The sequence below is a fragment of the Bradyrhizobium guangdongense genome (assembly GCF_006483445.1).
Taxonomy (GTDB): domain Bacteria; phylum Pseudomonadota; class Alphaproteobacteria; order Rhizobiales; family Xanthobacteraceae; genus Bradyrhizobium; species Bradyrhizobium guangdongense_A.
Genome location: NZ_PPPT01000124.1, coordinates 10,001 through 36,409, shown reverse-complemented (window position 1 = coordinate 36,409; position 26,409 = coordinate 10,001). Strand labels below are relative to the sequence as shown.

22 protein-coding genes, 2 tRNA genes, 1 rRNA gene and 1 riboswitch are annotated in these 26,409 nt (G+C 64.1%); of the genes, 12 read left to right on the top strand and 13 right to left on the bottom strand.

All coding sequences use genetic code 11. The features are described from left to right. Positions 1-357, top strand: a 357-nt coding sequence (locus C2U70_RS18550) for a lysophospholipid acyltransferase family protein (RefSeq protein WP_433960685.1), incomplete at its 5' end; no start/stop codon positions are given. Here C2U70_RS18550 and C2U70_RS18545 read toward each other — a convergent pair. Next, positions 354-956, bottom strand: a complete 603-nt coding sequence (locus C2U70_RS18545; protein ID WP_140979870.1) for a gamma-glutamylcyclotransferase — start codon at positions 954-956, stop codon at positions 354-356. The genes C2U70_RS18550 and C2U70_RS18545 overlap by 4 nt on opposite strands. A 110-nt stretch (positions 957-1,066) precedes the next feature. Between C2U70_RS18545 and C2U70_RS18540 the strand changes: the two genes are divergently transcribed. Continuing rightward, positions 1,067-2,251 carry a DUF2125 domain-containing protein gene (locus tag C2U70_RS18540; protein ID WP_140979869.1) on the top strand — a complete coding sequence of 395 codons (1,185 nt, stop codon included), beginning with the start codon at positions 1,067-1,069 and terminating at the stop codon, positions 2,249-2,251. Between the two features lie 128 nt (positions 2,252-2,379). Here the strand turns inward: C2U70_RS18540 and C2U70_RS18535 are convergent, their stop codons facing one another. Genes C2U70_RS18535 through C2U70_RS18525 form a run of 3 tightly spaced genes read right to left on the bottom strand, consistent with a single transcriptional unit; the run spans position 2,380 to position 5,288 of the window. Further along, positions 2,380-3,315: a prephenate/arogenate dehydrogenase family protein gene (locus C2U70_RS18535; RefSeq protein WP_140979868.1), complete on the bottom strand. Its 936-nt coding sequence runs from the start codon at positions 3,313-3,315 to the stop codon at positions 2,380-2,382. Then, positions 3,312-4,406 carry a histidinol-phosphate transaminase gene (hisC, locus tag C2U70_RS18530; protein WP_140979867.1) on the bottom strand — a complete coding sequence of 365 codons (1,095 nt, stop codon included), beginning with the start codon at positions 4,404-4,406 and terminating at the stop codon, positions 3,312-3,314. The genes C2U70_RS18535 and hisC overlap by 4 nt, the downstream gene beginning before the upstream one ends. A gap of 30 nt (positions 4,407-4,436) precedes the next feature. After that, the gene (locus C2U70_RS18525; protein ID WP_140979866.1) at positions 4,437-5,288 is read right to left on the bottom strand and encodes a chorismate mutase; all 852 of its coding nucleotides are present in this window, start codon (positions 5,286-5,288) and stop codon (positions 4,437-4,439) included. 155 nt (positions 5,289-5,443) lie between these two features. Next, positions 5,444-5,523: riboswitch (SAM riboswitch) on the top strand. A gap of 88 nt (positions 5,524-5,611) precedes the next feature. Here C2U70_RS18525 and metX point away from each other — a divergent pair. Next, positions 5,612-6,838 carry a homoserine O-acetyltransferase MetX gene (metX, locus tag C2U70_RS18520; RefSeq protein WP_140979865.1) on the top strand — a complete coding sequence of 409 codons (1,227 nt, stop codon included), beginning with the start codon at positions 5,612-5,614 and terminating at the stop codon, positions 6,836-6,838. A gap of 1 nt (position 6,839) precedes the next feature. Continuing rightward, positions 6,840-7,505 carry a methionine biosynthesis protein MetW gene (metW, locus tag C2U70_RS18515; RefSeq protein ID WP_186294339.1) on the top strand — a complete coding sequence of 222 codons (666 nt, stop codon included), beginning with the start codon at positions 6,840-6,842 and terminating at the stop codon, positions 7,503-7,505. A 16-nt stretch (positions 7,506-7,521) separates the two neighbouring features. Here the strand turns inward: metW and C2U70_RS18510 are convergent, their stop codons facing one another. After that, positions 7,522-9,309 carry a winged helix-turn-helix domain-containing protein gene (locus tag C2U70_RS18510; protein ID WP_140979864.1) on the bottom strand — a complete coding sequence of 596 codons (1,788 nt, stop codon included), beginning with the start codon at positions 9,307-9,309 and terminating at the stop codon, positions 7,522-7,524. 182 nt (positions 9,310-9,491) lie between these two features. Between C2U70_RS18510 and C2U70_RS18505 the strand changes: the two genes are divergently transcribed. The 3 genes from C2U70_RS18505 to mddA all read left to right on the top strand — a co-directional run bounded on the left by C2U70_RS18505 (position 9,492) and on the right by mddA (position 11,086). Beyond that, the gene (locus C2U70_RS18505) at positions 9,492-9,797 is read left to right on the top strand and encodes a nickel-binding protein (RefSeq protein WP_140979863.1); all 306 of its coding nucleotides are present in this window, start codon (positions 9,492-9,494) and stop codon (positions 9,795-9,797) included. A 54-nt stretch (positions 9,798-9,851) separates the two neighbouring features. Then, positions 9,852-10,235, top strand: a complete 384-nt coding sequence (locus tag C2U70_RS18500) for a hypothetical protein (RefSeq protein ID WP_140979862.1) — start codon at positions 9,852-9,854, stop codon at positions 10,233-10,235. A gap of 77 nt (positions 10,236-10,312) precedes the next feature. Next, on the top strand, positions 10,313-11,086 hold the full coding sequence (mddA, locus tag C2U70_RS18495) for a methanethiol S-methyltransferase (protein ID WP_140979861.1): 774 nt from the start codon (positions 10,313-10,315) through the stop codon (positions 11,084-11,086). A gap of 164 nt (positions 11,087-11,250) precedes the next feature. On the opposite strand, the gene C2U70_RS18490 is transcribed toward mddA, so the two are convergent. Genes C2U70_RS18490 through C2U70_RS18475 form a run of 4 tightly spaced genes read right to left on the bottom strand, consistent with a single transcriptional unit; the run spans position 11,251 to position 14,880 of the window. Then, positions 11,251-12,114, bottom strand: a complete 864-nt coding sequence (locus tag C2U70_RS18490; protein ID WP_140979860.1) for an alpha/beta fold hydrolase — start codon at positions 12,112-12,114, stop codon at positions 11,251-11,253. Positions 12,115-12,137: 23 nt separating this feature from the next. Continuing rightward, positions 12,138-13,277 (bottom strand): caspase family protein, encoded by a 1,140-nt coding sequence (locus tag C2U70_RS18485; protein ID WP_186294338.1) that lies wholly within the window; start codon positions 13,275-13,277, stop codon positions 12,138-12,140. A 35-nt stretch (positions 13,278-13,312) separates the two neighbouring features. After that, positions 13,313-14,098: a M15 family metallopeptidase gene (locus C2U70_RS18480; RefSeq protein WP_140979858.1), complete on the bottom strand. Its 786-nt coding sequence runs from the start codon at positions 14,096-14,098 to the stop codon at positions 13,313-13,315. Positions 14,099-14,106: 8 nt separating this feature from the next. Next, positions 14,107-14,880 (bottom strand): MOSC domain-containing protein, encoded by a 774-nt coding sequence (locus C2U70_RS18475; RefSeq protein WP_140979857.1) that lies wholly within the window; start codon positions 14,878-14,880, stop codon positions 14,107-14,109. Between the two features lie 238 nt (positions 14,881-15,118). Here C2U70_RS18475 and clpB point away from each other — a divergent pair, with 238 nt between their 5' ends. After that, entirely contained in the window at positions 15,119-17,758 is a 2,640-nt protein-coding gene (gene clpB / locus C2U70_RS18470) for an ATP-dependent chaperone ClpB (RefSeq protein ID WP_140979856.1), read from the top strand. Positions 17,759-17,800: 42 nt separating this feature from the next. On the opposite strand, the gene C2U70_RS18465 is transcribed toward clpB, so the two are convergent. After that, positions 17,801-18,220 (bottom strand): nuclear transport factor 2 family protein, encoded by a 420-nt coding sequence (locus C2U70_RS18465; protein WP_140979855.1) that lies wholly within the window; start codon positions 18,218-18,220, stop codon positions 17,801-17,803. Positions 18,221-18,274: 54 nt separating this feature from the next. Here C2U70_RS18465 and C2U70_RS18460 point away from each other — a divergent pair, with 54 nt between their 5' ends. Continuing rightward, positions 18,275-19,087 (top strand): helix-turn-helix domain-containing protein, encoded by an 813-nt coding sequence (locus C2U70_RS18460; protein WP_140979854.1) that lies wholly within the window; start codon positions 18,275-18,277, stop codon positions 19,085-19,087. On the opposite strand, the gene C2U70_RS18455 is transcribed toward C2U70_RS18460, so the two are convergent. From C2U70_RS18455 to C2U70_RS18445, 3 genes are all read right to left on the bottom strand, one after another. After that, on the bottom strand, positions 19,084-19,347 hold the full coding sequence (locus C2U70_RS18455; protein ID WP_140979853.1) for a hypothetical protein: 264 nt from the start codon (positions 19,345-19,347) through the stop codon (positions 19,084-19,086). The two genes, C2U70_RS18460 and C2U70_RS18455, sit on opposite strands and share 4 nt — an antisense overlap. Positions 19,348-19,438: 91 nt before the next feature. Next, positions 19,439-21,055: an SMP-30/gluconolactonase/LRE family protein gene (locus tag C2U70_RS18450; RefSeq protein ID WP_140979852.1), complete on the bottom strand. Its 1,617-nt coding sequence runs from the start codon at positions 21,053-21,055 to the stop codon at positions 19,439-19,441. A 169-nt stretch (positions 21,056-21,224) separates the two neighbouring features. After that, complete coding sequence (locus C2U70_RS18445) at positions 21,225-23,291, bottom strand: M23 family metallopeptidase (RefSeq protein WP_140979851.1); 2,067 nt, start codon at positions 23,289-23,291, stop codon at positions 21,225-21,227. 1,129 nt (positions 23,292-24,420) lie between these two features. Here C2U70_RS18445 and C2U70_RS18440 point away from each other — a divergent pair. From C2U70_RS18440 to C2U70_RS18430, 3 genes are all read left to right on the top strand, one after another. Next, positions 24,421-25,909 (top strand): 16S ribosomal RNA (locus tag C2U70_RS18440). Between the two features lie 192 nt (positions 25,910-26,101). Continuing rightward, positions 26,102-26,178 (top strand) — tRNA-Ile (locus C2U70_RS18435). Positions 26,179-26,211: 33 nt separating this feature from the next. Continuing rightward, positions 26,212-26,287 (top strand) — tRNA-Ala (locus tag C2U70_RS18430). Positions 26,288-26,409 lie beyond the last annotated feature (122 nt).

Below are 26,409 nucleotides of genomic sequence, written 5' to 3'. Positions count from 1 at the left end.
CGCACCGCCTCGCGCGCCCAGCTCGTGATCTTTCCGGAGGGCACCCGCCGTGCGCCGGGGGCGCCGCCCGATTACAAGACCGGCTTTGCGCAGATCTATTCGTCCTGCGGCGCGCAGTGCTTACCCGTTGCGCTCAACTCCGGCCTGTTCTGGCCGCGCCGCACCTTCATGCGCTATCCCGGCACGCTCGTCGTGGAATTCCTCGATCCGCTGCCGCCGGGCCTGCCGAAAGAGGAGTTTCTCTCCCGCGTGCAGAGCGCGATCGAAGGCGCCACCGACCGCCTCGTCGAAGCCGGCCGCAAGGAGCAGGAAGCATTGATCGGCAGCTCGCCGAGTTACGCGCCGTCAGAGAGCTAGCGGTTCTCTTGATCCGAAGCTGGAGCGTGCAGGGGATGCGCATCGTGCAGCATCGCTGCAAGCTGATGCAGTTGCGTGTCGCGAAAGCCTTCGGCCTCGATCGCCTTCACCGTCGCGGTGACATAGTCGCGGTTGGCGCCGGACTGGCCGTGGCCCTGGATGACGTGGCGGTGCTGGTCGGCGAGCGACAGTCGTCCGGCATATTGCACATGGCCGCGATCGACGACGTAAGCGAGCGCGGCTACCCGATCTCGCGCCTCGTTCTCGAGCCAGACCGAGCGCATCACCTCGCGATAGACGGAGGTGACCTGCTCGCGCTCGCGCAAATAGGCCACGACTGCGGCGCGATTTTTCTCGGCGACGCGGAAGGCGATGCCGCGGCAGGCGCCGCCGCGGTCGAGCCCGAGCACCAGGCCCGGCTTCTCCGGCGTGCCGCGATGGACGAAGGAATAGACGCAGAGCGCGCGGTGCTCGCCGACCAGCCGCGCTGGAACGCGTTCCTCAAACTCGAAACCCGGCCGCCACATCAGCGAGCCATAGCCGAACACCCAGAGGTCGCCCTTGGCTGTGGTGATGGAGGGGAGGGTGATTTCGGACATGGCGGGGAGGGCTACCAGACCCGCGCCCCCAGGCGAAGCGGATTCTCCGCCTTTCGTCGCAAGCCATCCTCGCTTACATTTGCCATCATCTGGGGTCAAAGGGTCGCCGCATGTCCGATATGACCATTGCCACAGGCCGGCGCTCCCGTTGGGGCCTCTTCCTTCCGCCGCTCCTCCTCCTGCTCCTGGCGGTCGCCTGGAGCGGTTTCTGGTTCTATGCCGCATCCCAAGCCGAAATCGCCACCGACGCCTGGCGCGCGCAGGAGGCCAAATCGGGCCGCATCTATGATTGCGCCAAGCGCTCGATCGCCGGCTTTCCGTTCCGTTTCGAGGTGCAGTGCTCCGGCGCCAGCGTCGCGCTGGTGTCGCAGACCGCAAGCAAGACGCCGTTCACGGCCAAGCTCGATAACATTCTCGTGGTGGGCCAGGTCTACGATCCCAAGCGCGTGATCGCCGAGTTCACCGCGCCTGCGACGCTCACCGACGGGGTGACGCAGACCTCGTTCGTGGTGAACTGGAGCAAGGCGCGCAGCAGCGTGGTGGGGCTACCGGCCATTCCGGACCGCGCGTCGATCGTGTTCGACGATCCCACCGTCAACCGGCTGGACGGAACGGTGCAGGTGCCGCTGGCGCGCGCGAAATCCGTCGAGCTGCACGGGCGTCTCGCGGAGGGATCGCCGTCCGATCACCCTGTCATCGAGACCGTGCTGCAGATCGCGCAAGGGTCGATCCAGGGCGTGCATCCGCTGCTCGCCGAGCCGTTCCAGGCCGACGTGCGCGCCAAGCTCACCGGCCTCAACGATTTTGCGCCAAAGCCGTGGCCGCAGCGTTTCCGCGAGCTGCAGGCCGCCGGCGGCCATGTCGAGATCGTGCAGTCGCGCATTCAGCAGGGCGAGATGATCGCGGTCGCCGCCGGCACGCTCGGTCTTTCGCCGAATGGCCGCCTCGACGGCGAACTGCAGATGACGGTCACGGGTCTCGAGCGCGTCATTCCGGCGCTTGGTATCGAAAAAATGCTGGAGGAGGGCGTGCCGCAGGCGACCCTCGATCGTGTTGCGCCCGGCGTGAAGTCGCAGGACCTCAACAATCTCTTCGGCGCACTCGACCGCGCCGTGCCCGGCCTCGGCAAGGTCATCAAGCAGAACGCCAATGCCGGCGTCGCCGCAGGGATCAATGCGATCGGCACCGAAAGCGTGCTCGAAGGCAAGAAGGCGCGCAGCTTCCCGCTGAAATTCGTCGACGGCGCCGTGGTGCTCGGCGCGATCAAGGTCGGACAGATCCCGCCGTTGTACTAGCGCTGTAGCGCGCCAGACACTCCGTCGTCATGCCCGGGCTTGACCCGGGCATCCACGTCTTTTCTCAATCGCGGATGCGCGTGGATGGCCGGGTCAAGCCCGGCCATGACGGAGAACGAGGAGGCGCTTCACTGCTTTGTCAGCGACGGATGCGGCCGGCCGAAATCGGCTGCGGCGGAATCCTGGCCGATCTCGACGATGCCGCGGCGGATGGCGCGGGTGCGGGTGAAGTGGTCGAACAGCGCCTCGCCATCGCCGCGGCGGATCGCGCGCGTCAGCTTCGACAGATCCTCGGTGAAGGTACCGAGCATCTCCAGCACGGCCTCCTTGTTGGCGAGGAACACGTCGCGCCACATCGTCGGATCCGACGCCGCGATACGCGTGAAATCGCGGAAGCCGCCGGCGGAGAATTTGATCACCTCCGACTCCGTCACCTGCGCCAGCTCGTCGGCGGTGCCGACGATGGTGTAGGCGATCAGATGCGGCAGATGGCTGGTGATCGCGAGCACGAGATCATGATGATCCGGCGTCATGATCTCGACCTTGGCGCCGAGCGCGGCCCAGAACGCACGCAGCCGATCGACCGCGGCGTGATCGACGCCTTCGGGCGGCGTTAGAATGCACCAGCGGTTGATGAACAGCTCGGGAAAGCCCGAGTCCGGGCCCGAATGCTCGGTGCCTGCAACAGGATGTGCTGGGACAAAATGAATGCCGGGCGGCAGATGCGGCGCCATGTCCTTGACGACTTGGCCCTTGACCGAGCCGACGTCGGAGATGATCGCGCCGGGCTTCAAATGCTCCGCAATCTCCTGCGCCACGGGACCGCAGGCGCCGACGGGTATGCAGAGGATGACGAGGTCGGCATCCCTGACGGCTTCCGCGTTCGTCGCAACCACGCGGTCGACAATGCCGAGCTCGGCAACGCGCGCGCGGGTCTTTTCCGAGCGCGCGGTGGTGACGATCTCGCCGGCGAGGCCCTGCAGCTTCGCCGCGCGCGCGATCGAGCCGCCGATCAGGCCGAAGCCGACCAGCGCGATCCGCTGGAAGTGCGGCGCGACGCTCATTTTCCGCCCATGAAGTCGCGCAGGCCGTCGACCACGAGGCGGTTGGCCTCCTCGGTGCCGATGGTCATGCGCAGGCAATGCGGCAGGCCGTAATTCTTCAGCGCGCGCAGCACCAGGCCGCGCTTGGTGAGAAAGGCATCGGCCTCGTCAGATGTCTTGCCCTTCTCGGGGAAGTGGATCAGCACGAAATTCGCAACGCTCGGCGTCACCTTGAGCCCGAGCTTGCCGATTTCTTCCGTCAGCCAGTTGCGCCAGGTCTCGGTGAACTGCTTCGACATCTGCTGATGCGCGGTGTCCTCGATCGCGGCGACCGCGGCATACATCGCCGGCGTCGAGACGTTGAACGGGCCGCGGATGCGATTGACCGCATCGATGATGTGCGCAGGCCCGAACATCCAGCCGACGCGTAGCGCCGCAAGGCCGTGGATCTTCGAGAAGGTGTGCGTCACAACGGTATTCTCGGTGGTCGCGACCAGCTCGATCCCCATCTCGTAGTCGTTACGGGAAACGTAATCGGAATAGGCGGCGTCCAGCACCAGCAGTACGTGGGACGGCAGGCCGGCGCGCAGCCGCTTGACCTCGTCGAACGGCAGATAGGTGCCGGTCGGATTGTTGGGGTTGGCGAGCCAGACCAGTTTGGTCTTCGGCGTGACGGCCTTGAGGATGCCGTCGACATCTGCCGTGAAATTGCTCTCGCCCACCACGACGTTCTTTGCGCCGACCGCCATGGTCGCGATCGGATAGACCAGGAAGCCGTGTGCGGTCGAGATCGCCTCGTCGCCATGGCTCAGATAGGTGTGGGCGAGCAGATTGAGGATCTCGTCCGAGCCGGCGCCGCAAACGATGCGGTCCGGATCGAGCCCGAAGGAACGGCCGATCGCCTGGCGCAGCACGCGCGAGGTGCCTTCCGGGTAATCCTCGAGATGGTCGGCCACATGCTTGAAGGCCTCGATCGCCTTGGGCGAGGGCCCGAACGGCGTCTCGTTGGCCGACAGCTTGAACACCTTGCGGCCCGGCTCCGCGACCGGGCTCTTGCCGGGCGTGTAGGGCGCAATATCGAGAATGCCGGGATTCGGCACGGGGCGGGACATCTTCGAACTCCGGAAGTAGCGGGACGGTGCTTACGATTTCGCCCCGGTCGGGGGCACCGTATAGCGCGTTGCGTGGCTGCCGACGAGGGCCGTGGAGCGGACCGAGGCCCCCGCTTCGATCAGGGCAGCCTTGATCTTGCCGAGGCTGGTGGCGGTTGTCGTGATCGAGATCAGCAGCGCGGCCCCGTCGAAGGCGGTATCGGGCACCGCGACGATGTCGGCCAGCGGCGACAGCGCCCGGGCAATCTCGGCATTCCAGCCGGAGACGCGCACGCTCCAGGTCTCGACCTCCGTCACCATGGCGCTGTCGGCGACACGCGAGACCACGAACACGGGCAGCGCGGCCGGATGGTCGGCGCGCTCGACGAAGGGCATCCGCGCGATGATCTTCGGCGCGCCCTGCGCCTCCAGCGCCAGCCACCACGGCGTGCGGCTCGAGGTCGCCGAGACCAGCGCCAGGTCGCCCTTGGATTTCGCGACCGCTTCGACCGCAGCCTGCGCGCTGAAATGCGCGACGTAAGGCACCGTGAAGCCGAAATGGAAGCGCACGGAATCGCGCATCGCCGGCTCGCTGACGGCGATGTCGGCATGCACCGAGAACGGCGCCTGCACGTAAGTGAAAGTCGAGATGATGACGCGCCAGATGCTCTCGACGGTGTCCAGCGGCAGGATGCCGCGGTGACGCTCGACGATGCGCCGCATCATGTCGGCCTCGCGCGCGGGCCGGAACGCCGAACCGACCTCCTGCGTCTGCTTCACCCGGATCAGGCGATCGATGATGTCGCCACGCTGCATCAGCAGGCGGTGCATCTGCTCGTCGATCGCATCGATCTCCTTGCGCAGTTCCTGCAGTGATGGCGGCGCGGGCGGACGTTGGGACATGTCGGTCAGGGCTGTCTGAGGGGCTTGATGCCCTGATTAGGCAGGATGGCCGTCGAAAGCAAAGAGAAACAACGGCTAAATTCGCCTGACTTTGCAGGGCCGGGCTTGGCCAATTGGGCTCCGGCTTGACGAACTCAGCCTAAGCCACTAACTTTTGCCCGTTCCGTGGTCATTTGAGCCGGCCGGCTTGCAGCCACGTTAAAAAACTCGCTAAACAGGCCGGGGACGTATTCCGATCCCGGCCGAACCTATCGTTCAGGCCGGGTTTTTCATGGCCTGATTTCAGTGGCGCCGGACGGCGCAAACGAAGTCGGTGGTCTGAGATGGTTGACGTTGCGTCGATAACGAGCCCGATACCAAGTCCAATTCTTGGAAGTACCGGGATCAGCGCCGATGAGCGCTCGCACGAGGCGGATCATCCGCATTCGCTGGTCGCGCAGTTCGGCGCCGACCAGCCGCTGCGGCTCGATTGCGGTGTCGATCTCGCCCCGTTCCAGATCGCCTACCAGACCTATGGCACGCTCAATGCCGATCGCTCCAACGCAATCCTGATCTGCCATGCGCTGACCGGCGACCAGCATGTCTTCAACGTGCATCCCCTGACCGGCAAGGCCGGCTGGTGGGAGATCATGATCGGGCCGGGCCGCCCGATCGATACCGACAAGTACTTCATCATCTGCTCGAACGTGATCGGCGGCTGCATGGGCTCGACGGGGCCGGCCTCGACCAATCCGGCCACCGGCAAACTCTGGGGTCTGGATTTTCCTGTTATCACCATCCCCGACATGGTTCGCGCGCAGGCCATGCTGCTCGATCGCTTGGGCATCGACACCCTGCTCTGCGTGATCGGCGGCTCGATGGGCGGCATGCAGGTGCTGCAATGGACGGCGGCCTATCCGCAGCGCGTGTTCTCGGCGATGCCTGTGGCCTGCGCCACGCGCCACTCCGCGCAGAACATCGCGTTCCATGAGCTCGGCCGGCAGGCCGTGATGGCCGATCCGGACTGGCATCACGGGCGCTATTTCGAACGCAGCACCCAGCCGCATCGCGGGCTCGCGGTGGCGCGGATGGCCGGGCACATCACCTATCTCTCCGACGCCGCGCTACATCGCAAGTTCGGGCGGCGGATGCAGGACCGCGACCTGCCGACGTTTTCGTTCGACGCCGATTTCCAGGTCGAGAGCTATCTGCGTTACCAGGGCTCGTCCTTCGTCGAGCGCTTTGACGCCAACTCCTATCTCTACCTGACCCGCGCGATGGATTATTTCGACATCGCGGCCGACCATCAGGGCGTGCTGGCCAAGGCGTTTGCCGGCATCAAGACGCGGTTCTGCGTGGTGTCGTTCACCTCGGACTGGCTGTTCCCGACCTCGGAATCGCGCGCGCTTGTGCATGCGCTCAACGCCTCCAGCGCACGGGTGTCGTTCGCCGAGATCGAGACCGATCGCGGCCACGATGCCTTCCTGCTCGACGTGCCCGAATTCTTCGACATTTCGCGCGCCTTCCTGGAATCGGCCGGCAAGGCGCGCGGCCTAACGAGTGGTGCGTAACATGGCGCTTCAGGATCAAACCCTGCCCTTGCCCGGCATCGTGCCCGACCGTACCGGCAGCGATCGGACCGATCACCTGCTGGTCGCGAGCATGGTGGAGTCGGGCTCGCGCGTGCTCGATGTCGGCTGCGGCGACGGCGAGCTGCTGCAACTCCTGGAAAGCCGTGGCATCGACGGCCGCGGCATCGAATTGTCGCGCGAGGGCGTCAACCGCTGCGTCGCCAAGGGGCTCGCCGTGGTGCAGGGCGACGCCGATACCGACCTCGTCAACTATCCCGACGATGCCTTCGACTACGTGATCCTGTCGCAGACGCTGCAGGCGACGCGCCAGCCCCGCATGGTGCTGGAGAATCTCCTGCGCATCGGCCGCCGCGCCATCGTCTCGTTCCCGAATTTCGGCTTCTGGAAGATGCGTCTCCAGCTCCTGATCGGCGGCCACATGCCGCGCACGGAGAATTTGCCGGCGACCTGGTACGACACCGCCAACATCCACTTCTGCACCATCAAGGACTTCGTCGAGCTGTGCGACGAGATCAACGTCAAGATGGAGCGCTCCGTCGCGCTCGATCTCTACGGCCGCCCGGTGCCGCTGAACCTGCCCTGGTGGGTGTGGAACATGTTCGGCGAGCAGGGCGTGTTTCTGCTGAGCCGGGGCGCGGGGAAGTGACGCGGTAGTCGCGCGGCTACGCGGCGCGTCCGGACTGCCGTGTGGCGATCTCGCGTTGCAGCGCCGTACAGTTGGCCTCGAGCTTATGCGAGCCCAGGTCGCGCGTGATGAGCTGGGCGGCATGAAGCTCCGCCGATGCGCCCCTGACATCGTCGCGTTCGAGCTGGAGCCTTGCGATCTGCAAGCGCAGCCGCACGATCTGCACGCGGCCCTCGATACTCGACCAGAGTTGCCGGGCCAGATGCAGGTGACGGAGCGTCGCGTCGTGGTCGCCCCTGGTGTAGGCGAGCACGGACTGCGCTTCGTTGGTCAGCGCCCGGATCGACGGCATCGGCCAGCGGTCGGCACTCCCCGAGAGTTCGTCGATCAATTCCAGCGCCTGCTCATGGCGGCCCGTATGCGCGGCAATGAGCGCCAAATGTGCAAACAATATTCCCCGCCGCTGCAGCGTCCACCAGCTCTTGCCGATCAGGCTGCGTTCGATGCTCGCATAAGCGGCTTCCGCTTCACCGCGTTCCAGCAACAGCATTGCGCGCCCGGGCTCAGGGCACCAGCCCATCGCGTACGCCTTGTCATAGGCTTCGAGTGCAATGTCGTCGTTGCCGATGGCGGATTGGATATCGCCGAGCACGCGATTGGCATCCCCGATCGACCACGGCGCATCGCTGGTGAGACGCGCGAGCGAATCCTGGATGCGCGACAAGGCTTCGCCGAGCGAGCCCCTGACGCCGAGCACTTCCGAGCGGTGGAGCTGGCAAGAGCCCGTCAGCTCCATGCCGCTTTCCGAGCAGAATTTTTGGTAGCCGAGCGTCCACTGGTCGGCACGGGCCCAGTCTCCGAACATCCGCGACGCCCACAGGATGTTGCAGTAGAGGATGCCGCCCATCACCGGATCGAGCTGGTTGCTGGACAGTGCCAGCGTCGCGGCATGGTCCTGATCGGCGAGGCCTGCGTGCGTATCGCCGAGGCACAGGCGGTAGAAGCCGCGGTAGACGAGGCTCAGCGCCTCGATGCTGATGGCATCCCTGTGCCGGACCGCGCTGTAGGCCTCGTCCGCGAGCGACAGCGCGAGCTCCGGCTCGCCGTCGAACGCGGCCACCTTCGACTTCATCCAGAGGATCAGCGCGTTCGTCGCGGGATCTTCGATCTCCGCGGCCCAATCCTCGGCGCGTGCCAGCCAGCCCTTGGCGATAGCGGCTTGGCCGCGCTCGAAATACAGGCCCGACAGCGTGACCGCGTCGATCACGGCAGATGGCACATTGTCTGCGTTTGTATGCGCAGCGACCGCGCGCGCCAGAAGCGGCATCGCGGCATCGGTCTTGCCGGTGCACTGAAGGGCGAGGGCCCATTGATGCAAATCGTTGCCATCGAGCAAAGCGGAGCCGTCGGCCTTCGCGAATAGACTAGCAGCCTCGTCCCACGCCTGCGCGGCAGCCGCGCGTTGCGCACGCACCAGCACGTCCGACGTCTGTCCGTCGGTGATCTCGGGAGCTTGCGGCTCTGCTTCGCTGTCGATGCAAAAGCGATATCCCTTGCCCGGCACGTTGCGGATGGCGCTGTCCATGCCGCCGTTGCGGAGCACGGTGCGAAGCATGCTCACGGCGCGCTGCAGCGAATTGTCGGTGACGGTCACATGCGCCCAGACGGCGTCGAGCAACTCTTCCTTGGTGACGACCCGATCGCGGTTGCGCGTCAGATAGACCAGGAGATCGAACACGCGCGGCTGCAAAGGGATTTCCTTCCGCGCGCACATCAGAGCGCGGCTCGCCTCGTCGAGCTCGAAGGGTCCAAACCTGAGGATCATATCGGTATGTCCGGGCGGGCTGGAAAAGGTTCAGCCAGGGGCGGCCGCGGCCAGAGGCCTGCAAGGATCAGCAAATGATCAGACCGCGGTAAGGACGGTCAGCGCGGCCCAAGCCTATAGCTCCACATGCCTTCGGTCGCTTGTGGCCGGGTGGTTCAACGGTCCCCAAGAGGAGCTATTCGATGGAACTCTATGTCATTCGTCGCCCGAGTGCCTGGGCAAACCTGAGCGAATTGGAAAAGGCCGGTGCGAAGTCGGCCCGGATCGGCAACGAGGAGATGCCCGACCGCGTCCGCTGGATCCGCAGTTACGTGGTCCATGAGGCCGACGGCCGCATCGGAACCTTCTGCATCTATGAGGCGCGCGACGCGGAATCGATCCGCGAGCACGCCCGCCGCGTCGGCATGCCCGGCGAGGAATTCTACAAGGTCGCGACCACCGTCGTCGTGCGCCGCGACCCCGCCCCGTCAGCGGCTGCCGCCGAATAATCCTTCAGCGCGGGCGCCGCCTTCAACACGTAATGCTTTTCGAAGGAGCGTATTATGTCCCCCCACTGTCTGGCGCCCGCGCTGAGCCCATTGCTTCGCTATCTCACCGCCGTGCTGCTGCGCTTGCGCCGGTTCGTCAATCGGTCCGTCGCCAACATGCTGGCCAATCGGGAACGGGCGGCCACGCAATTCATGTCGCAGAAGCTTGGCGATCGGGAATTGAGGAAGGCCGGTCTCTCCCTTCAGCCCGCCGGCGTGCGCGTCGTGCTGTTCGTTCTGATCGTGGTCGGGGCGCTTTCGCCCGCTGCGGCAAAATTCGTCCACGATCATCGCGGCGGAAGCATCGTTCGGGAGAGTTCGGGCAAGCGCAAGCCTGTCGATTGCCTCGGCGGCCCTTGCACCGTGAAGAAGGTCTGCACCAAGCGCACCTTCGTCTGACGCAACGCAGATCGCGGGCGAACGTCAGCCTTCGTCCGCGGTCGTCCACACCGATCCACTCATCAGGAGAACCGGACATGTCCATCATCCTACAGAACGGCCCAGTCCAGGCCCAAACCTCGCTCGCCGCAAGAGGCCTCGTGCTGGCCTACGGCGTGCTCGCCTATCTCGTTTTCTTCGGCACGTTCCTCTATGCCGTCGGCTTCATCTCGCAGCTCATCGTGCCGAAGACGCTCGACAGCGGCGTGACGGGTTCGCTCGCGCGGGCCTTCGTCGTCAATCTCGCGCTGATGTCGCTGTTTGCCGTCCAGCACAGCGGCATGGCGCGCCAGGGATTCAAGAAGCTGTTTGCCCGCTTCGCGTCACCGGCACTCGAGCGCAGCACCTATGTGCTGCTGGCGAGCCTGACGCTGATTCTGCTGTTCTGGCAGTGGCAGCCGATTACGGCCGTCGTCTGGAACGTCGAGACGCCCGTGCTGGCCTATGCCGCGATCGCGGGCGGCTTCATCGGTTGGCTCATCGTGCTCTACTCAACGTTCCTGATCAGCCATTTCGAGTTGTTCGGCTTGACCCAGGTTGTCACGCATTTCGTCGGACGGGTCGTCGAGCCGATGAAGTTCAAGACGCCAGGCCTTTACGGCCTGATCCGGCACCCGATCTATCTTGGCTTCATCGTCGCATTCTGGTCCGCGCCGACCATGACACTCGGTCATCTCCTGTTCGCGGCCGTGACGACCGCCTACATCTTCGTCGGCATCTGGCTTGAGGAGCGCGATCTGGTGGCGATGTTCGGTGACCAGTACCGGCTCTACAGGCAGAAGGTGGCGATGCTGATCCCGGGCCTGTTCTGATCGGGGTTTCGCTCCATGCGGCTATGCGACCGTCATTCCGGGGCGCGCCAGCGGGTCCGTGCGAAGCGCGGCCCGATGGCGCGAGCCCGGAATCCATCGCGCCTCAGCGTTGGTGGGTCCATGGATTCCGGGCCTGCGCCTGTCGGCGCATCCCGGAATGACAGCTAACCCGCCGGCACCGACCTGGGATCGCGCACTGGCCATCGTCCGGCTTCGACCAACGTGATGAACCGCCCGACGCTCTCGTTGAACAGCGCGGGCTCCTCGAGATTGAGCACGTGGCCGGTTTTTGGAAAGAACGCGAGCCCTGCGGCAGGCAGGTGCTTCTTCAGAAACAGGCTCGGCTGCACGCACGGATCGTCCTCGTCGCCGCAGATGATCAGCGCCGGCGTCGGCACGCGTCTGATCGCATCGGTCATGGTGTAGATCGAGGGGCGGCCGCCCTGGAAGCCGCGCATGGTGTTGGCGGAACCCTTGGAATCGTGCCGGGCCAGTGCGGCGTAGAAATCGGCGTGGCCGCGCGGGTCCTTCACCAAAAAGGGAATCCGGCTCGGCGCCTCGCGCGTGACTTTTGCGACCTCGGCCGCGCCGAGCGTATCGAGCTGCTCGGCATTGGCACGGCATTGCTTGCGCCAGGCATCCAGGTTCTCGATCTCCGAGCCCGAGCCGACGCCGGCGAGCGTCATCGACAGCGCGCGCTGCGGCGCGTTGAGGCCGATCTGGAGCGCGGAGTAGGCACCCATCGAAAGGCCCACGAGATGTGCGCGCTCAATCTTGAGATGATCGAGAACAGCAAGTGCGTCGCTATAGAAGTGCTCGTAGGTGTAGACGTTCCCCGTGGGCACATCCGACGGCGTATAGCCGCGCGCGGAATAGGTGATGCAGCGGTGGCCGCGCGAGAAGTAGCGCATCTGCGGCTCCCAATTGGTGTAGTCGGCCGCGAACTCGTGCAGAAAAATGATCGGCGTTCCGCTGCCGGCCTCTTCGAAATACAGACGGGTATGATCGCTCGCAACGGCGTAAGGCATTCTGGTTTCCTCCCGGCTTCGCTCTAGCGTTCCATCGACGCGATCAGGGCGACGTTGGCCTGTTCGACCGCGTTGAGCGGCACGTCCCATGTGTAGGGACGATACCAGGTGAAACGGCTAAAATATTGCGCGAGCATCGGGTCCTTGAAGTAGCGGCCGCGTCGCGCATAAATTTCGTTGCGCGCGATGCGAAGCTGCGTGGCTGAAAGTCCCGACAGCATGTCGCGCGTCAGCCGGATGCGGTCGGAATCGGGGAAGATGAAGTCGCGATTGGGGCTTGGCTGCGGCTGGGGCGGCGGAAGGTCCGAGCGGATCGTCGGCGGGGTCGCCGGGACCGTCGGTGTCGGCGGTACGGGCGGCGGGAGCAGCGACGAGGGCGTCGATCCCCTCGCCAGGAAGATCTCGCCGTCGATCTCGTCATAGTAGGCCGGCGATTGCGTCTGGCCGATGCTGGAGGCGAGCGACTTCACGGCTGCGCGCGTCTGCTTGGCGACCGCGATCAGGGAATTGTCGGGGTTTTCCAGCAACGGCAGGAAGCTCCGGGTGAACACCGAGTTCGGATTGCCGTCGCTGTCGGACAGACGGTCGAGTGCAATCTCGCCCACGCCGGCAGAATAGATCATGAAGACGCCGCCGGGCAGGTTCGCTCCGGCAAGGCCGCGCGCACCGCCGACCGAGCGTCCGCTAGCCTGGCGGAACGGGTTTTCCCGGCACGCATCCAGGACGACAATCTGGGTTCGGGTGCCGCGCGCCTTGAGCCGCTGGATCAGGTTGTCGGTGGAAATCGAGACGTCCTTGAGCAGGCTCTGCTGTTCCGGTGCGACCTTCGGCGCGTCCACCGGGATCAGGTAGTTGGCGCCATCGATCTCGACGCCGTGGCCGGAATAAAACAGGAAGGCCGTGTCGCCGGGCTGTATCGAATTCTCGAAGATGCTGAACTTCTCGACGTAGTCGCGCCAGGCGAGATTTTCGCCGAGCGTGACCTTGAATCCAAGCTGCTGCAGGCTGCGGCTGACGGCGCGTGCGTCGTTCACCGCCTTCTGGAGCTGCGCGACGCTGCGATAGGCGTCGTTGCCGACGACGAAAGCGAGGCGATTTTCGGCGCGCGCTGCTCCGGCGACGACGAGCGCTGCGACTATGCCAAACAACAGCAGAGCGCGCATCGTCTCCCCCTGGCGGCCAGACTGTCCGGTTGCGACTATTCGCGCGGCCAGCCCTGCTTGGCAAGTGCAATCAATTCGGGTCGGTATTCGAAATGCAGGCTGTCGAAATGATGCCATCGGCCGCCCCAGATGAAGCCGTGACGCTCGAAGAGCTCGACGATTTCCCGCGGGATGCGGTTGCGCCAGGTGATCGAGCCGTCGGGACGTTTCGCCCACAGCCAGTAGTCGCCAAACCGCGCATTGATATCGATGGCGGCGCCGAAGGCGTGCACCGAGAGGCGGTTGGTCTCGGCGATAGGCCGACAATTATAAGTGCCGGACATCGGAACAAGAAAGCCGATCAGCGCCGTCGGCAACTGGTCCAGCTCGCGTGACACCTTCTCCAACTGGTCGGCTACGCCGTTGATGGTGGTGACGCGAACACTCCCGCCGCCGTGGTTCGGCAGCCACGGCACGGCCTTCAGCCTTGGCTTCACTTCTCCCTTGCGACAGTCGCCATACATCTTGAGGAAGAAGGCCTCGTTGCGCAGCCGGCCCGGATCGACGTCGGGCGCCGGTGCCTGGAATGGCGCGCCGGACAGCGGATAGGGAATGGCGAACTGGTCGCGGATGCTCGCCTGATTGAGCCGTTGCTCAAACGGCAGGTTCGGCTGCAACCGGCCGAGCGGCATGCGTGAGCCGTCCTTCCAGATCAGCTCGTCTTCGCTGTAGGAGGCAAGACGGTCGGCGTATGCGGCAAGCAGGGCATCGAGCGCGGGATCGGCGATGGCCGGAAAGGAAAGGCTGGCGAGCATTGCGGTGAGGAGCGAAATGCGCGTCATGGCCGCTGCTACTCCATCGCCATCCGATCGCCCACGCCGACATCGCCGTCCGCGATCACCTCACCATAAATGCCGCAGTCCATATGGCCGAGGCGGCGCGAGAGCGTCGGCGGAATCTCGAGATCGCGCTGCGCGGTCTCGGGGTCGACGTTCACGGCGGCGCAGCGGACGATGCGCTTGACGATCTTCAGGCGCGCTTGGCCGATCGCAATCGTCTGGCCGACGAGGTCGAGCTCATGCCAGGCCGGCCAGCCCTCGACGTAGAGGTTGGCGCGGAAGCGCAGGGGATGGACGGGCGTGCCGCCGAGCATGGTCTCGATCGCGCGCACGCTGCCGAGATTGATGATGGAGACGACCTTGCGGGCGACGTCGGAAAAGCTGTGGTCGCGGCCTGAGAGCAGTTTTGGCGGTCCCTTCAGCTCGGGCTGAAAGTTGTCCGTGAAATAGCGCTCGATGGCGGCGCGTCCCGCAGGGGTTTCCAGGTCGCCGGTGGCGACCACCTGACCGTCCTTGCGGATGGTGAGGAGGTTGGTGGCGTCCTCGAACCTGCTCTGCAGGCTCGCCAGCCGCTCGTTCCGCATCAGCATCAAGAACTGGGTTTTGGGCATCCATTGCGGCGCCTCGGGATCGAACCCGCTCGGGCCGTTCTCGATGGCGTAGCGGCGGTCCGCTGGCAGGGTCTGGCCGACCCTCAAAGCAACGCGGGGCAGGGGCTCGGGCGAAAGGCCTTTAACCGGGTAGCGGTACAGGCCGGTAATCTCGGCATTGGGGCTGGAAGTCATGGCGTTTATTAAGGGATTCTGCCGGCTCCTTCCACTGCGCCGATCCGCGCACGAATTTGTGATCTCGCCTCTTCCGATCCGAGTGCACGCTTCCCACATCTGCCTCAGGCCGGCGGTAACTCCGGTCGATGACGACCGTTGCCGGTTGAGGAACGTCAATGCGGCCAGCGGAAACCCAGTGAAGATGCGGTCCGGGGTGCCTTAGGGGCCCTGGGGGCAGGCCGAGGGACAACCCGAAATGAACATTGAGAAATATACCGAACGCTCCAGGGGCTTCATCCAGTCTGCGCAGTCGCTTGCGATGCGCGAGGGGCACCAGCAATTTTCCACCCTGCACCTCCTCAAAGTGTTGCTCGACGACAATGAGGGGCTCGCCAGCGGTCTGATCGACCGCGCCGGCGGCAATTCCCGTGCAATTCTGAAGGCGACCGAAGAGGCCCTGAACAAGGTGCCCAAGGTCAGTGGCGGCGGCGCCGGGCAGATCTATCTCGCGCCCGAACTCGCGCGCGCCTTCGACGCGGCCGAAAAGGCCGGCGAGAAGGCCGGCGACAGCTTTGTCACCGTCGAGCGCCTCTTGCTCGGGCTGGCGCTGGAAAAGGCAAGCGAGGCCGGCACCATCCTGAACAAGGGCGGGGTGACCGCGCAAAATCTCAACGCGGCGATCGAGTCCCTGCGCAAGGGCCGCACCGCCGACAGCGCCACGGCGGAGAACGCCTATGACGCGCTGAAGAAGTATGCCCGCGACCTGACCCAGGCAGCGCGCGACGGCAAGCTCGATCCGGTCATCGGCCGCGACGAGGAGATCCGCCGCACCATCCAGGTGCTGTCGCGCCGTACCAAGAACAATCCCGTCCTCATCGGCGAGCCCGGCGTCGGCAAGACTGCGATCGCCGAAGGCCTTGCGCTGCGCATCGTCAATGGCGACGTGCCCGAGAGCCTCAAGGACAAGAAGCTCTTGTCGCTCGACCTCGGCGCGCTGATCGCGGGTGCGAAGTATCGCGGCGAGTTCGAGGAGCGGCTCAAGGCCGTGCTCCAGGAGGTCACCGCGAGCGACGGCAATTTCATCCTGTTCATCGACGAGATGCACACGCTGATCGGCGCCGGCAAGGCCGACGGCGCGATGGACGCCTCCAACCTCCTCAAGCCTGCGCTGGCGCGCGGCGAGTTGCACTGCATCGGCGCGACCACGCTCGACGAGTACCAGAAGCACGTCGAAAAGGACGCCGCACTGGCGCGGCGCTTCCAGCCGATCTTCGTCAGCGAGCCCTCGGTCGAGGACACCATCTCGATCCTGCGCGGGCTGAAGGACAAATACGAGCAGCATCACGGCGTGCGGATCACCGATTCCGCGCTCGTGGCGTCGGCGACCCTGTCCAACCGCTACATCACCGACCGCTTCCTGCCCGACAAGGCCATCGATCTCATGGACGAGGCGGCGGCGCGGCTGAAGATGCAGGTCGATTCCAAGCCCGAAGAGCTGGACTCGCTGGACCGCGAAATCATTCGGCTGAAGATCGAGCAGGAGGCGCTGAAGAAGGAAAGCGATCTCGGCTCCAAGACGCGTCTGCAGGCGCTGGAGAAGGAGCTCGCCGACCTCGAGGAGAAGTCGGCGGCGCTGACCGCGCGCTGGAGCGCGGAGAAGAACAAGCTGTCCAACGCCCAGAAGCTCAAGGCCGAGCTCGATGCGCTCCGCGTCGATCTCGCCAACGCCCAGCGGCGCGGCGAATTCCAGCGCGCCGGCGAGCTTGCCTACGGCAAGATTCCGGCGCTGGAGAAGCAACTCGCCGATGTCGAGGCGAGCGAAAGCGCCGGTGCGACGATGGAGGAGGCTGTCACCGCCAACCACATCGCGCAGGTGGTCTCGCGCTGGACCGGCGTGCCTGTCGACAAAATGCTCGAGGGCGAGAAGGAAAAGCTGCTCAAGATGGAGGAGCAGCTAGGCCAACGCGTCGTCGGCCAGGCCGAAGCCGTGCGCGCGGTTGCGACCGCCGTGCGCCGTTCGCGCGCGGGCCTGCAGGACCCGCACCGCCCGATGGGTTCGTTCATGTTCTTAGGGCCCACCGGCGTCGGCAAGACCGAGCTGACCAAGGCGCTCGCCGAGTATCTGTTCAACGACGAGACCGCGATGGTCCGCCTCGACATGTCCGAATACATGGAGAAGCACTCGGTCTCGCGGCTGATCGGCGCGCCTCCGGGCTATGTCGGCTATGACGAGGGCGGCGCGCTCACCGAAGCCGTGCGGCGCCGGCCCTACCAGGTCGTGCTGTTCGACGAGATCGAGAAGGCGCATCCCGATGTCTTCAACGTCCTGCTGCAGGTGCTCGATGACGGCCGCCTGACCGATGGTCAGGGTCGCACCGTCGACTTCCGCAACACGCTGATCATCATGACATCGAACCTCGGTTCGGAGTTTTTGGTGAACCAGCCGGAAGGCGAGGACACCTCGGCCGTGCGCGAGCACGTGATGGGAACGGTGCGGGCGCATTTCAGGCCCGAATTCCTCAACCGCGTCGACGAGATCATCCTGTTCCATCGCTTGCAGAAGAGCGAGATGGGCCGGATCGTCGAAATCCAGTTCGCGCGGCTCCAGAGGCTCCTCACCGATCGCAAGATCGCGCTGACGCTCGATGCAGCCGGCCGCGACTGGCTCGCCGCCAAGGGCTGGGACCCCGCCTACGGCGCCCGTCCGCTGAAGCGGGTGATCCAGCGCTATCTGCAGGATCCGCTGGCCGAGATGATCCTCGCAGGCGACGTCAAGGACGGCGACAGCGTTGCGATCTCTTCGGAGGGCAACGTGCTGACATTCAACGGCAAGGCACCGCAGACCGCTGAGATTACCCAGTTCGAAGCGCCGGTGTCGAAGCGCAAGCTAAACTGATCAAGTATACGCCCTCCGCGCAAAAATCGCGGAGGGCGTTTTTCAATCCGCGAGGAACGCGTCCACCGCCACCTGATCGCGGTCGTAGACCCTGCATTCGCTGAGCAGGCCGTCGCGCACGGCATAGACCAGCAGCCGTTCCAGCTCGGCCGTGCGGCCGTCCCGGCTGAACGATTCCCGCACGAGAATGGCGCCGCGCCGCGGTCCGGCCATTAATTCATCGATGCCGAGAAGTCTCCGGTTGGTGCGGCGTGCGACCTCGGCCAGCGCGGCCAGCGCGGCCGCTTTGCCGCGGTGGGTGCCGGCGAGCGGGTTATGCCCGGAATAATGCAGCGTGAATTCATCGTGGTAGCAGGCGGCGATCGCAGCGCGGTCACCCGCCTGCCAGGCGGCCGCATAGCGCGCGACGGCGGCGCGGATCGCGGCGGTCTGTGCGGCGTCATCCGCCAGAACTTTCTCCATCGACATGATCTCCCGGGTCATCGGCAGCGTTGTGCCGGTGCGCTATGGTAAGGCATGACCTCGCCACCGGGCTTTCAGGAACTGGCTATCGGCACGCCGGCCAAGGTCGGGCCAAAGCAGGCGCGCATGCTCGATTGGGGCGCGCGGGTGCTCTATCTCGGTCCGGCCTTCGGATTGACGCCCCACCGCAATGCCACCGGTGTGCTGGCCGTGGCGCTCGACGGGTCGATCGGCGTGGCCGACCATCCGCGGGCACGCTCACCGTCCTATCGCGGGACGCGCAGCGTGCTCATCATGCCGAACAGCTTGCACCATCTCCGCGTTGATGCCGGACGGATGGCGTTCCTCTATGTCGATCCCTTCGGTCGCGATATCGAGGCGCTTCGCTCACGCATGAAGGAGGTCGGATCGAGAGCCGCGTTCGACGTGATTGATGAGAGGCAGGTCGTCGCTCTGTTTGACGACATCGCGGAGCGACGCCTCGGATCCGAGGACGCGCGGCAAGCGGTCCGCGATAGGCTTGGGATCGGATCAAGTGCGCAGCCGGATGCAAGAGTTGCCACTGCCGTGAAGCGGATGCGCGAGGAGCCCGGCGGTTCGCACACGCTTGCCGAACTCGGCCGCAAGGCCGGGCTTTCGTCCTCGCGCTTTCTGCATCTGTTCAAGGATGTCACGGGTGTGCCGCTCCGCCGCTACCGCATCTGGAACCGGATCGGAGCTGCCGCGCGGGCGGTTGCACAAGGCCAATCGCTGACCGAGGCAGCCCATGGCGCGGGCTTTTCCAGCTCGGCGCATTTCAGCACCGCCTTCCGCGACATGTTCGGCATGATGCCGTCGGAACTGTTCGCACGGATGCGCGCGAGTTAATTTTCCGCTGGCTGAGAGCCAAGTGTCGGGCCGTCCTCCTCGCTGTCTTCGTCGAGTTCGGAGAGAATGTCCACGAGCTCGCGGACGCGGCCATGGGCGAGCGGCCGCAGATCGTTGATCATCGGTTCGTCATTGGCGAGCCAGGCCTGCGCTTCCGCCAGTTCCTCGACGGTCGCGCCGGTTCCGATGATCTCTGCAATGGTGAACTCGTCGGCCCGGTCCACGCTCTTGATGACGTCATCGCGGGAGAGGCGCGTCATGGCTGGTCCTCCTGCTGTCGGCTTCCCCAGACCGTTAAACGGGGAAGCCGCGAGCAGGTTCCGTGGGCGAAGTTCCGTTTCGCGCGTAAGGCTACTTCTTGGCGACCTTGTAGATCGCGTTCTCGACGTCGGAGGTGAAGTAGATGACGCCTGAGGCGCCGATGGCGACCCCGGTCGGAATGTTGGTCGGCAGGCCACCGGGCGCACCTGGCAGGCCGATCGGGAGGTTGGCCGCGATCTCGGTGACCTTGCCGTCGGGCGCGATCTCGATCAGCCGCTGGGCGCCGACCTCGGCCACGACCAGCTTGCCATCGCTCGTCCGGGCGATGCCCTCGGGCATCTTCAGGTCCTTGGCGATCACGGTCTTTTCGCCGTTCTGCTCGACCTTGGACACCATGCCGGCAAAGGCTTCGGTGACATAGACCTCACCGCTTGCACCGCCGACGAGGCCGACCGGCCCCTCGAGGCCGCCGATCAGCGTGGTGCGATCCTTGCCGTGCTCGCCGCTGGCGCGGACCAGCGATTTGGTGCCGAGCTCGGCCACAAGCAGGCTACCGTCTTCGAGCACGATGGCGTCATGCGGCGCCTTGAAGTCGTGCAGCATGTCGCGCGTCGCGCCGGTCTTGCCGTCGATCACCTGTACCGTGCCGGTGAACCAGCTCGACAGCACCACGTCGTTGCCCTTTGCGGTCGCGCTCATTGGATATTCGAGGGTGACGCCGGCGGCGTGCATGCGCGCCTTCTCCGTCACCTCGCCGGTCGCGCCGTCGACGGTGCGATAGGCGAACACATCGGCGATGTGGATCGTATCCTTGCCGTTGTCGGAGGTGATACCGATGCCGCCGGGCAAAGCAAGCTTGCCGATGATGAGCTGCTTGGCCTGGCCGGTCGCGGGATCGACCTGCTGGATGCCGTTGTCGGCCATGTTGGAGACGAAGATGTGGTCCTTGTCGTCGATCGCGAGGTTGTCGAGCGACGCCTTGAGCTGCGCGACCACAGTCTTGGCGCCGGACTTCGGATCGACGCGCACGAGCTGGCCGAGCGCGGTGTCGACCACCCAGAGATTGCCCTTGGAATCGAAGTTGACCGCGGCCGGGATCTTGAAGCCGTCGGCGACGACACTCAGCTCGGCCTTGTCGACATCGACTTTTGCGACCTGTCCCTTGAACCACAGCGGACCATAGAGCTTGTCGTCGGGACCGAACTCAAAACCGTTGAGCCCGCCCATCTTCTCCATGATCTGGCGCGGCGGTTTTACGCCCTCGACGTCGATCTCGTACAGCGTATCGCCGAGGAAGACCGTGGTGGCGTAGAGCCGGCCGTCCTTGCGGAAGGCGAGCGAGTTGATGCCGGGAAGGCCGGATGCGAGCTTCTTGATCGGGCCGTCGCCCTTGCGCGAATAGAGATCGCCGGTGAGGAAACCCGTCCAGGCCATGGTGCCGTCGGGCGCGAACGCGATGTCGTCGGCCATGCCGACGGGCGAGGGGATCGCGACCTTGGCGGTGCCGGCTGCGATGTCCACCTCGTAGAGCGCAGCGCCCGCGACGCTGCCGGCGAACAGATGGCCGGCCTTGTCGACGCCGAGCCCGTGCACGCCGTGGAATGCCGAGCCGGAAACAAGTTTGGTCACTTCCCACGTGTCGGCTAGTGCACCCGTGGTGGAGAAAATCGCAGCCGCGACGGCCGCGCAAGCGAGCCTGTTCTTCATGACGAGACCTCCCATTTTTTGGGAAGTATTCGCTGGTCGCGCCGCTTTGGCAAACGAAACTTGACGTTGTGTCGACGCGCGACGGCATCGCTTCACAGCGCGCGTTCAAAACATGTTTATGCAGATGTCTGCTTGATGTCGGCGGGTTGCCGACATTCCGCTTGGCGGATTAGCGGTTGCTGACTTGCAGCGGGCCGCCGGTCGCGTCCGAGATGCGGGCGATGCCGCTACCGCGGTTGTTCATCATGCCTTCGAGCCGGTCGCGCTCCTTCTCGAAGCCGGCCAACATGGAGCCTTCCAGCGAGCGTCCGCGCGGCAGTTTTACGCGCAGCGGATCGACGAAGCGGCCGTTGACCAGGATTTCGTAGTGCACGTGCGGGCCGGTCGACTGGCCGGTCGAGCCGACGAAGCCGATCACCTGGCCCTGGCGGACCTTCTTGCCGATCTCCATGCCCTTGGCGAAGGCCGACATGTGGCCGTAAGCGGTCTCGTAACCGTTGGAATGCTTGATGCGGATATATTTGCCGTAGCCGCCTTCGGGGCCGGCCTTTTCGATCACGCCGTTGCCCGATGCGAAAATCGGCGTGCCGTAGGAGGTCGCCCAGTCGACGCCGGTATGCATCTTCACGTAGCCGAGGATCGGATGGCGGCGGCCGCCGAAGCCGGACCGCATGATGGCGTTGTTGACGGGTTTTCGGACCAGGAATTTTTTCGCGCTCTTGCCGGTCTCGTCATAGTAGTCGACGACGCCGTCGTCCGGGCTCTGATAGCGGTAGTATTTCTTGGTCTCGCCGCCGACGGTGAGCGAAGCGAACAGCACGTCGTTCTTTTCCGTCGAGGTCACACCCTCGTCTTCGCCGGCGTAGAAGACGTCGAAGGAATCGCCCGGCTGCACCTTGCGCTGGAAGTCGACGTCGTAGGAGTAGATCTTGATCATGTCGTCGATGACCGGCATCGGCACCTTGTTGCGCATCGCGGTCTCGTAAATGCTCTGGTAGAGCCGCACGCCGGTGCCGTCGTCATCGTCATCGTCGTCATTGGCATTGTTCGCGGCCGCCTCGGCCGTCGTGTTCATGCTGGAGACGTCGACGGCGACGTATTTGCCGAGATCGGACAGTGCCGTGATCGCCTCGACCATGGTTTCGTTGGCGATCACGACGCGGAATGGTTGCAACCGTGCGCCCGGTGTTGCCGGCGCCATCAGGATGCGCAGCTTCTCGCCGTCCTTGATGCCGCCGTCGCGGCCGCGGGCGCCGAACGTTGCGGTGATTGCCTTGATCTCTTCCGGCGTGGCACCGAGATCGCGCAGCACGGAGGCGACCGTGTCGCCCTTCTTCACGACGTGCACGCGCTCGCCATTGGGATTGCCGCCGGTGATCTGGCCCTTGGTCTTCGGCAGCAGCGTGACGTTTTCCGGCACCACGCGCGTCTCGAAGCCGGCATAGGGATCGGGCGTCGAGGATTCGGTGGCGTAGGCCATCTTCATGTCGGCCGAGCCGGTCGCGCCGGAGACGTCGGCGGTCGCATTGGAGAGCGAGGCGTAGCGGACGCCGGTGCCGCTGCCGCGCCAGTTGGCGGCATCGCGCACCCGCATCAGGATGTCGTCAAGCGCCACGATCGCGGAGATCTTTGCCTTGGGCAGGACCGGCGTCAGGTCCTTGGTGACGAAAGAGACCTCGGCGTCGGGCTCGACGGCCTCGGGATTGTTGGGATCTTCGGTGGCGGCCTGCGGCGCGGTGCCGACGTCGGTCAAGAGGCGCTGGGCATTGAAGGGCGGGATCTTTGCCGAGAGATCGCTCGTCGTCATCGACAGATTGCCGGCGATGCGGATGAAGGGACGGACCCTCATCACGTCGCGGTTGCCGACGCGGGCGACGGTGGAGACGCGCACCACGTTGCGCGAGGCGTTGGACTCGCCGGGCGGCGGCAAGCGGTCGCTTTTGTGCAGCGTGGCGGCACGATCGGCCGCGCCGAACGCGCCGCGCAGCGCGCCTTCGACGCGCTCGGGCACCTTTGCGAAAGTCATTTCGCCGTCGAGAGAAGCGAAAACGGCGCCACCGATGAGGGCTGCGCCGCAGAGTCCGGTCAGAATCGTGCCGCTGAACCATTGTACCGACACGCGACGGCGGTCGATCACGGCGGCTTCGGAACCATCGACGGAAAGCGGCGGCTCGTGGCCGAGATCGATGATCCCGGTCTCACGCCCATAACCCCCGCGTGGCGCCCTATGGTTCAACCCAAGTCCCCCAAATCAGCGACATGCGAAAGAAGCCTCTCGTTCGAGCCTTGCCGCCGTCGCCCTCTTCAAGGGGGATCGCCGGAAATAAGGCAAGCCGCGCAGACGCTCGGGAGTCAGTGGGCCCTTAAAAGGCCCGGCCGAGATCACGAACAGCAAAGCGGATGAAGGTCTCTCGATGTCTCTCGACGGTGTGCAGAAGGCGATGTGGTCATCGGTTGATCGCCTCCCCCTGATCACTCAAAATCGCCGGCAGCCCCCACTGGCACCCAGCGATTCAAGTTTGTGTCATACCAGAACGCCGCGGGAATGTGGCTCTAGTACGGCGCCTGAGCCGGAAAAAGTTTCGCCGTCGGGCGAGGTGCGGTGACGGCAGGACCCAGACAGTATCCGGGCCGGGATCCAAGCCGGGGATCCAAGCCGGGGGTCCTGGTCGAGGGCCCGGGTCGAGGGTCCAAGTCGGGGTTTCCGGCAGGCTCTCCAGCAGGGCTCTGGTTGGGGGGCCGGAACGTCGAAAAACACTCCGCCGGGGAGGCAAAGATTTTCAAATTTTTTTCGGCTCTGTCGTCGATCGAGCGAGAAGTGCACAGGGCGGCCTTTGCGTAAGATACGGAAAATACGGTGGTTTTTCCGCAGCGCAGCAGGCCGCGAGGCGTGCGACGATTTGTTGACAATACCCGTTGACAGCGCCGAGGGGGCGGGCCTATAACCCGACCACTGAGCGCGGCGCCGCCGGGTCACTGACCAAGGCGAGCGGTCGCGCCACTGATGCTCCTCACCTTGTTGAGTGACACCCCAACCGACAAAAATCGGTTGAGTCATTCATCGTCGGTAAGGGTGTCGGAACCCTTCCGCTCAGGAAGGTTGGGACCTCTCCGGTCCCGGGCTGTTTGACAAGTGAAGATGAAGAAAGAGAAACGTGGACGGCGGAGTCCTTGCGCCTCTCGGACCACTTGAGAGCTTCGGCTTTTGAGTACTGAGAGAGGACGAAAGACTTCGGCGGTACACGTTTCAAAGGTTACACCATCGTTGCCAGCGATGTGAATCGCAGGCAGCTCGTCGATTTCGGTCGATGAAAAATGGTGGGACCTCGTCAAACGTTGTGATCAGCCGGTTCAAAGTTCAAGTCCAACTTGAGAGTTTGATCCTGGCTCAGAGCGAACGCTGGCGGCAGGCTTAACACATGCAAGTCGAGCGGGCGTAGCAATACGTCAGCGGCAGACGGGTGAGTAACGCGTGGGAACGTACCTTTTGGTTCGGAACAACACAGGGAAACTTGTGCTAATACCGGATAAGCCCTTACGGGGAAAGATTTATCGCCGAAAGATCGGCCCGCGTCTGATTAGCTAGTTGGTAGGGTAATGGCCTACCAAGGCGACGATCAGTAGCTGGTCTGAGAGGATGATCAGCCACATTGGGACTGAGACACGGCCCAAACTCCTACGGGAGGCAGCAGTGGGGAATATTGGACAATGGGGGCAACCCTGATCCAGCCATGCCGCGTGAGTGATGAAGGCCCTAGGGTTGTAAAGCTCTTTTGTGCGGGAAGATAATGACGGTACCGCAAGAATAAGCCCCGGCTAACTTCGTGCCAGCAGCCGCGGTAATACGAAGGGGGCTAGCGTTGCTCGGAATCACTGGGCGTAAAGGGTGCGTAGGCGGGTCTTTAAGTCAGGGGTGAAATCCTGGAGCTCAACTCCAGAACTGCCTTTGATACTGAGGATCTTGAGTCCGGGAGAGGTGAGTGGAACTGCGAGTGTAGAGGTGAAATTCGTAGATATTCGCAAGAACACCAGTGGCGAAGGCGGCTCACTGGCCCGGTACTGACGCTGAGGCACGAAAGCGTGGGGAGCAAACAGGATTAGATACCCTGGTAGTCCACGCCGTAAACGATGAATGCCAGCCGTTAGTGGGTTTACTCACTAGTGGCGCAGCTAACGCTTTAAGCATTCCGCCTGGGGAGTACGGTCGCAAGATTAAAACTCAAAGGAATTGACGGGGGCCCGCACAAGCGGTGGAGCATGTGGTTTAATTCGACGCAACGCGCAGAACCTTACCAGCCCTTGACATGTCCGGGACCGGTCGCAGAGATGTGACCCTCTCTTCGGAGCCCGGAACACAGGTGCTGCATGGCTGTCGTCAGCTCGTGTCGTGAGATGTTGGGTTAAGTCCCGCAACGAGCGCAACCCCCGTCCTTAGTTGCTACCATTTAGTTGAGCACTCTAAGGAGACTGCCGGTGATAAGCCGCGAGGAAGGTGGGGATGACGTCAAGTCCTCATGGCCCTTACGGGCTGGGCTACACACGTGCTACAATGGCGGTGACAATGGGATGCTAAGGGGCGACCCTTCGCAAATCTCAAAAAGCCGTCTCAGTTCGGATTGGGCTCTGCAACTCGAGCCCATGAAGTTGGAATCGCTAGTAATCGTGGATCAGCACGCCACGGTGAATACGTTCCCGGGCCTTGTACACACCGCCCGTCACACCATGGGAGTTGGTTTTACCTGAAGACGGTGCGCTAACCCGCAAGGGAGGCAGCCGGCCACGGTAGGGTCAGCGACTGGGGTGAAGTCGTAACAAGGTAGCCGTAGGGGAACCTGCGGCTGGATCACCTCCTTTCTAAGGATGGTTCTTCAGAGAGCTCGCGCTCACTATCGAACCGTTTTAGAAACATCAGGGGCCAACAGATCGCCAGATCGTTGAGCTTCATTGGCGGGATTTCGCCGTCTACGTTTCTCTTTCTTCGCGGACGAACACGCGCTGGGCCTGCAACTTGGCAGGATCCCTGGTCCTTGACGGGATATGCGTTAGGGGCTTGTAGCTCAGTTGGTTAGAGCGCGCGCTTGATAAGCGTGAGGTCGGAAGTTCAAGTCTTCCCAGGCCCACCACTTTCATCGAGTGAGCATTCGTCTTCTGGTTACGGGGCCATAGCTCAGCTGGGAGAGCGCGTGCTTTGCAAGCATGAGGTCGTCGGTTCGATCCCGTCTGGCTCCACCAGATGGTTTGATCACCGAGGTCGTGCACCGTCGTCCGCGAAACATCACTTCGCATCTCGCTAGTCTGGATAGACAGCAAGTTGCGTGATTTCTGACATCGTAAAGAGGAGATCGATCCGAGTT

Bases quoted from the DNA above. Each gene is read 5' to 3' on its own strand.
- C2U70_RS18510 (WP_140979864.1), bottom strand. From the start codon at position 9,309: ATGATCCTCAGGTTTGGACCCTTCGAGCTCGACGAGGCGAGCCGCGCT.
- C2U70_RS18535 (WP_140979868.1), bottom strand. From the start codon at position 3,315: ATGAGCGTCGCGCCGCACTTCCAGCGGATCGCGCTGGTCGGCTTCGGC.
- clpB (WP_140979856.1), top strand. From the start codon at position 15,119: ATGAACATTGAGAAATATACCGAACGCTCCAGGGGCTTCATCCAGTCT.
- metX (WP_140979865.1), top strand. From the start codon at position 5,612: ATGGTTGACGTTGCGTCGATAACGAGCCCGATACCAAGTCCAATTCTT.
- C2U70_RS18465 (WP_140979855.1), bottom strand. From the start codon at position 18,220: ATGGAGAAAGTTCTGGCGGATGACGCCGCACAGACCGCCGCGATCCGC.
- C2U70_RS18545 (WP_140979870.1), bottom strand. From the start codon at position 956: ATGTCCGAAATCACCCTCCCCTCCATCACCACAGCCAAGGGCGACCTC.
- hisC (WP_140979867.1), bottom strand. From the start codon at position 4,406: ATGTCCCGCCCCGTGCCGAATCCCGGCATTCTCGATATTGCGCCCTAC.
- C2U70_RS18455 (WP_140979853.1), bottom strand. From the start codon at position 19,347: ATGACGCGCCTCTCCCGCGATGACGTCATCAAGAGCGTGGACCGGGCC.
- C2U70_RS18505 (WP_140979863.1), top strand. From the start codon at position 9,492: ATGGAACTCTATGTCATTCGTCGCCCGAGTGCCTGGGCAAACCTGAGC.
- C2U70_RS18460 (WP_140979854.1), top strand. From the start codon at position 18,275: ATGACCTCGCCACCGGGCTTTCAGGAACTGGCTATCGGCACGCCGGCC.
- C2U70_RS18525 (WP_140979866.1), bottom strand. From the start codon at position 5,288: ATGTCCCAACGTCCGCCCGCGCCGCCATCACTGCAGGAACTGCGCAAG.
- C2U70_RS18485 (WP_186294338.1), bottom strand. From the start codon at position 13,277: ATGCGCGCTCTGCTGTTGTTTGGCATAGTCGCAGCGCTCGTCGTCGCC.
- metW (WP_186294339.1), top strand. From the start codon at position 6,840: ATGGCGCTTCAGGATCAAACCCTGCCCTTGCCCGGCATCGTGCCCGAC.
- C2U70_RS18475 (WP_140979857.1), bottom strand. From the start codon at position 14,880: ATGACTTCCAGCCCCAATGCCGAGATTACCGGCCTGTACCGCTACCCG.
- C2U70_RS18450 (WP_140979852.1), bottom strand. From the start codon at position 21,055: ATGAAGAACAGGCTCGCTTGCGCGGCCGTCGCGGCTGCGATTTTCTCC.
- C2U70_RS18540 (WP_140979869.1), top strand. From the start codon at position 1,067: ATGTCCGATATGACCATTGCCACAGGCCGGCGCTCCCGTTGGGGCCTC.
- C2U70_RS18500 (WP_140979862.1), top strand. From the start codon at position 9,852: ATGTCCCCCCACTGTCTGGCGCCCGCGCTGAGCCCATTGCTTCGCTAT.
- C2U70_RS18480 (WP_140979858.1), bottom strand. From the start codon at position 14,098: ATGACGCGCATTTCGCTCCTCACCGCAATGCTCGCCAGCCTTTCCTTT.
- C2U70_RS18490 (WP_140979860.1), bottom strand. From the start codon at position 12,114: ATGCCTTACGCCGTTGCGAGCGATCATACCCGTCTGTATTTCGAAGAG.
- mddA (WP_140979861.1), top strand. From the start codon at position 10,313: ATGTCCATCATCCTACAGAACGGCCCAGTCCAGGCCCAAACCTCGCTC.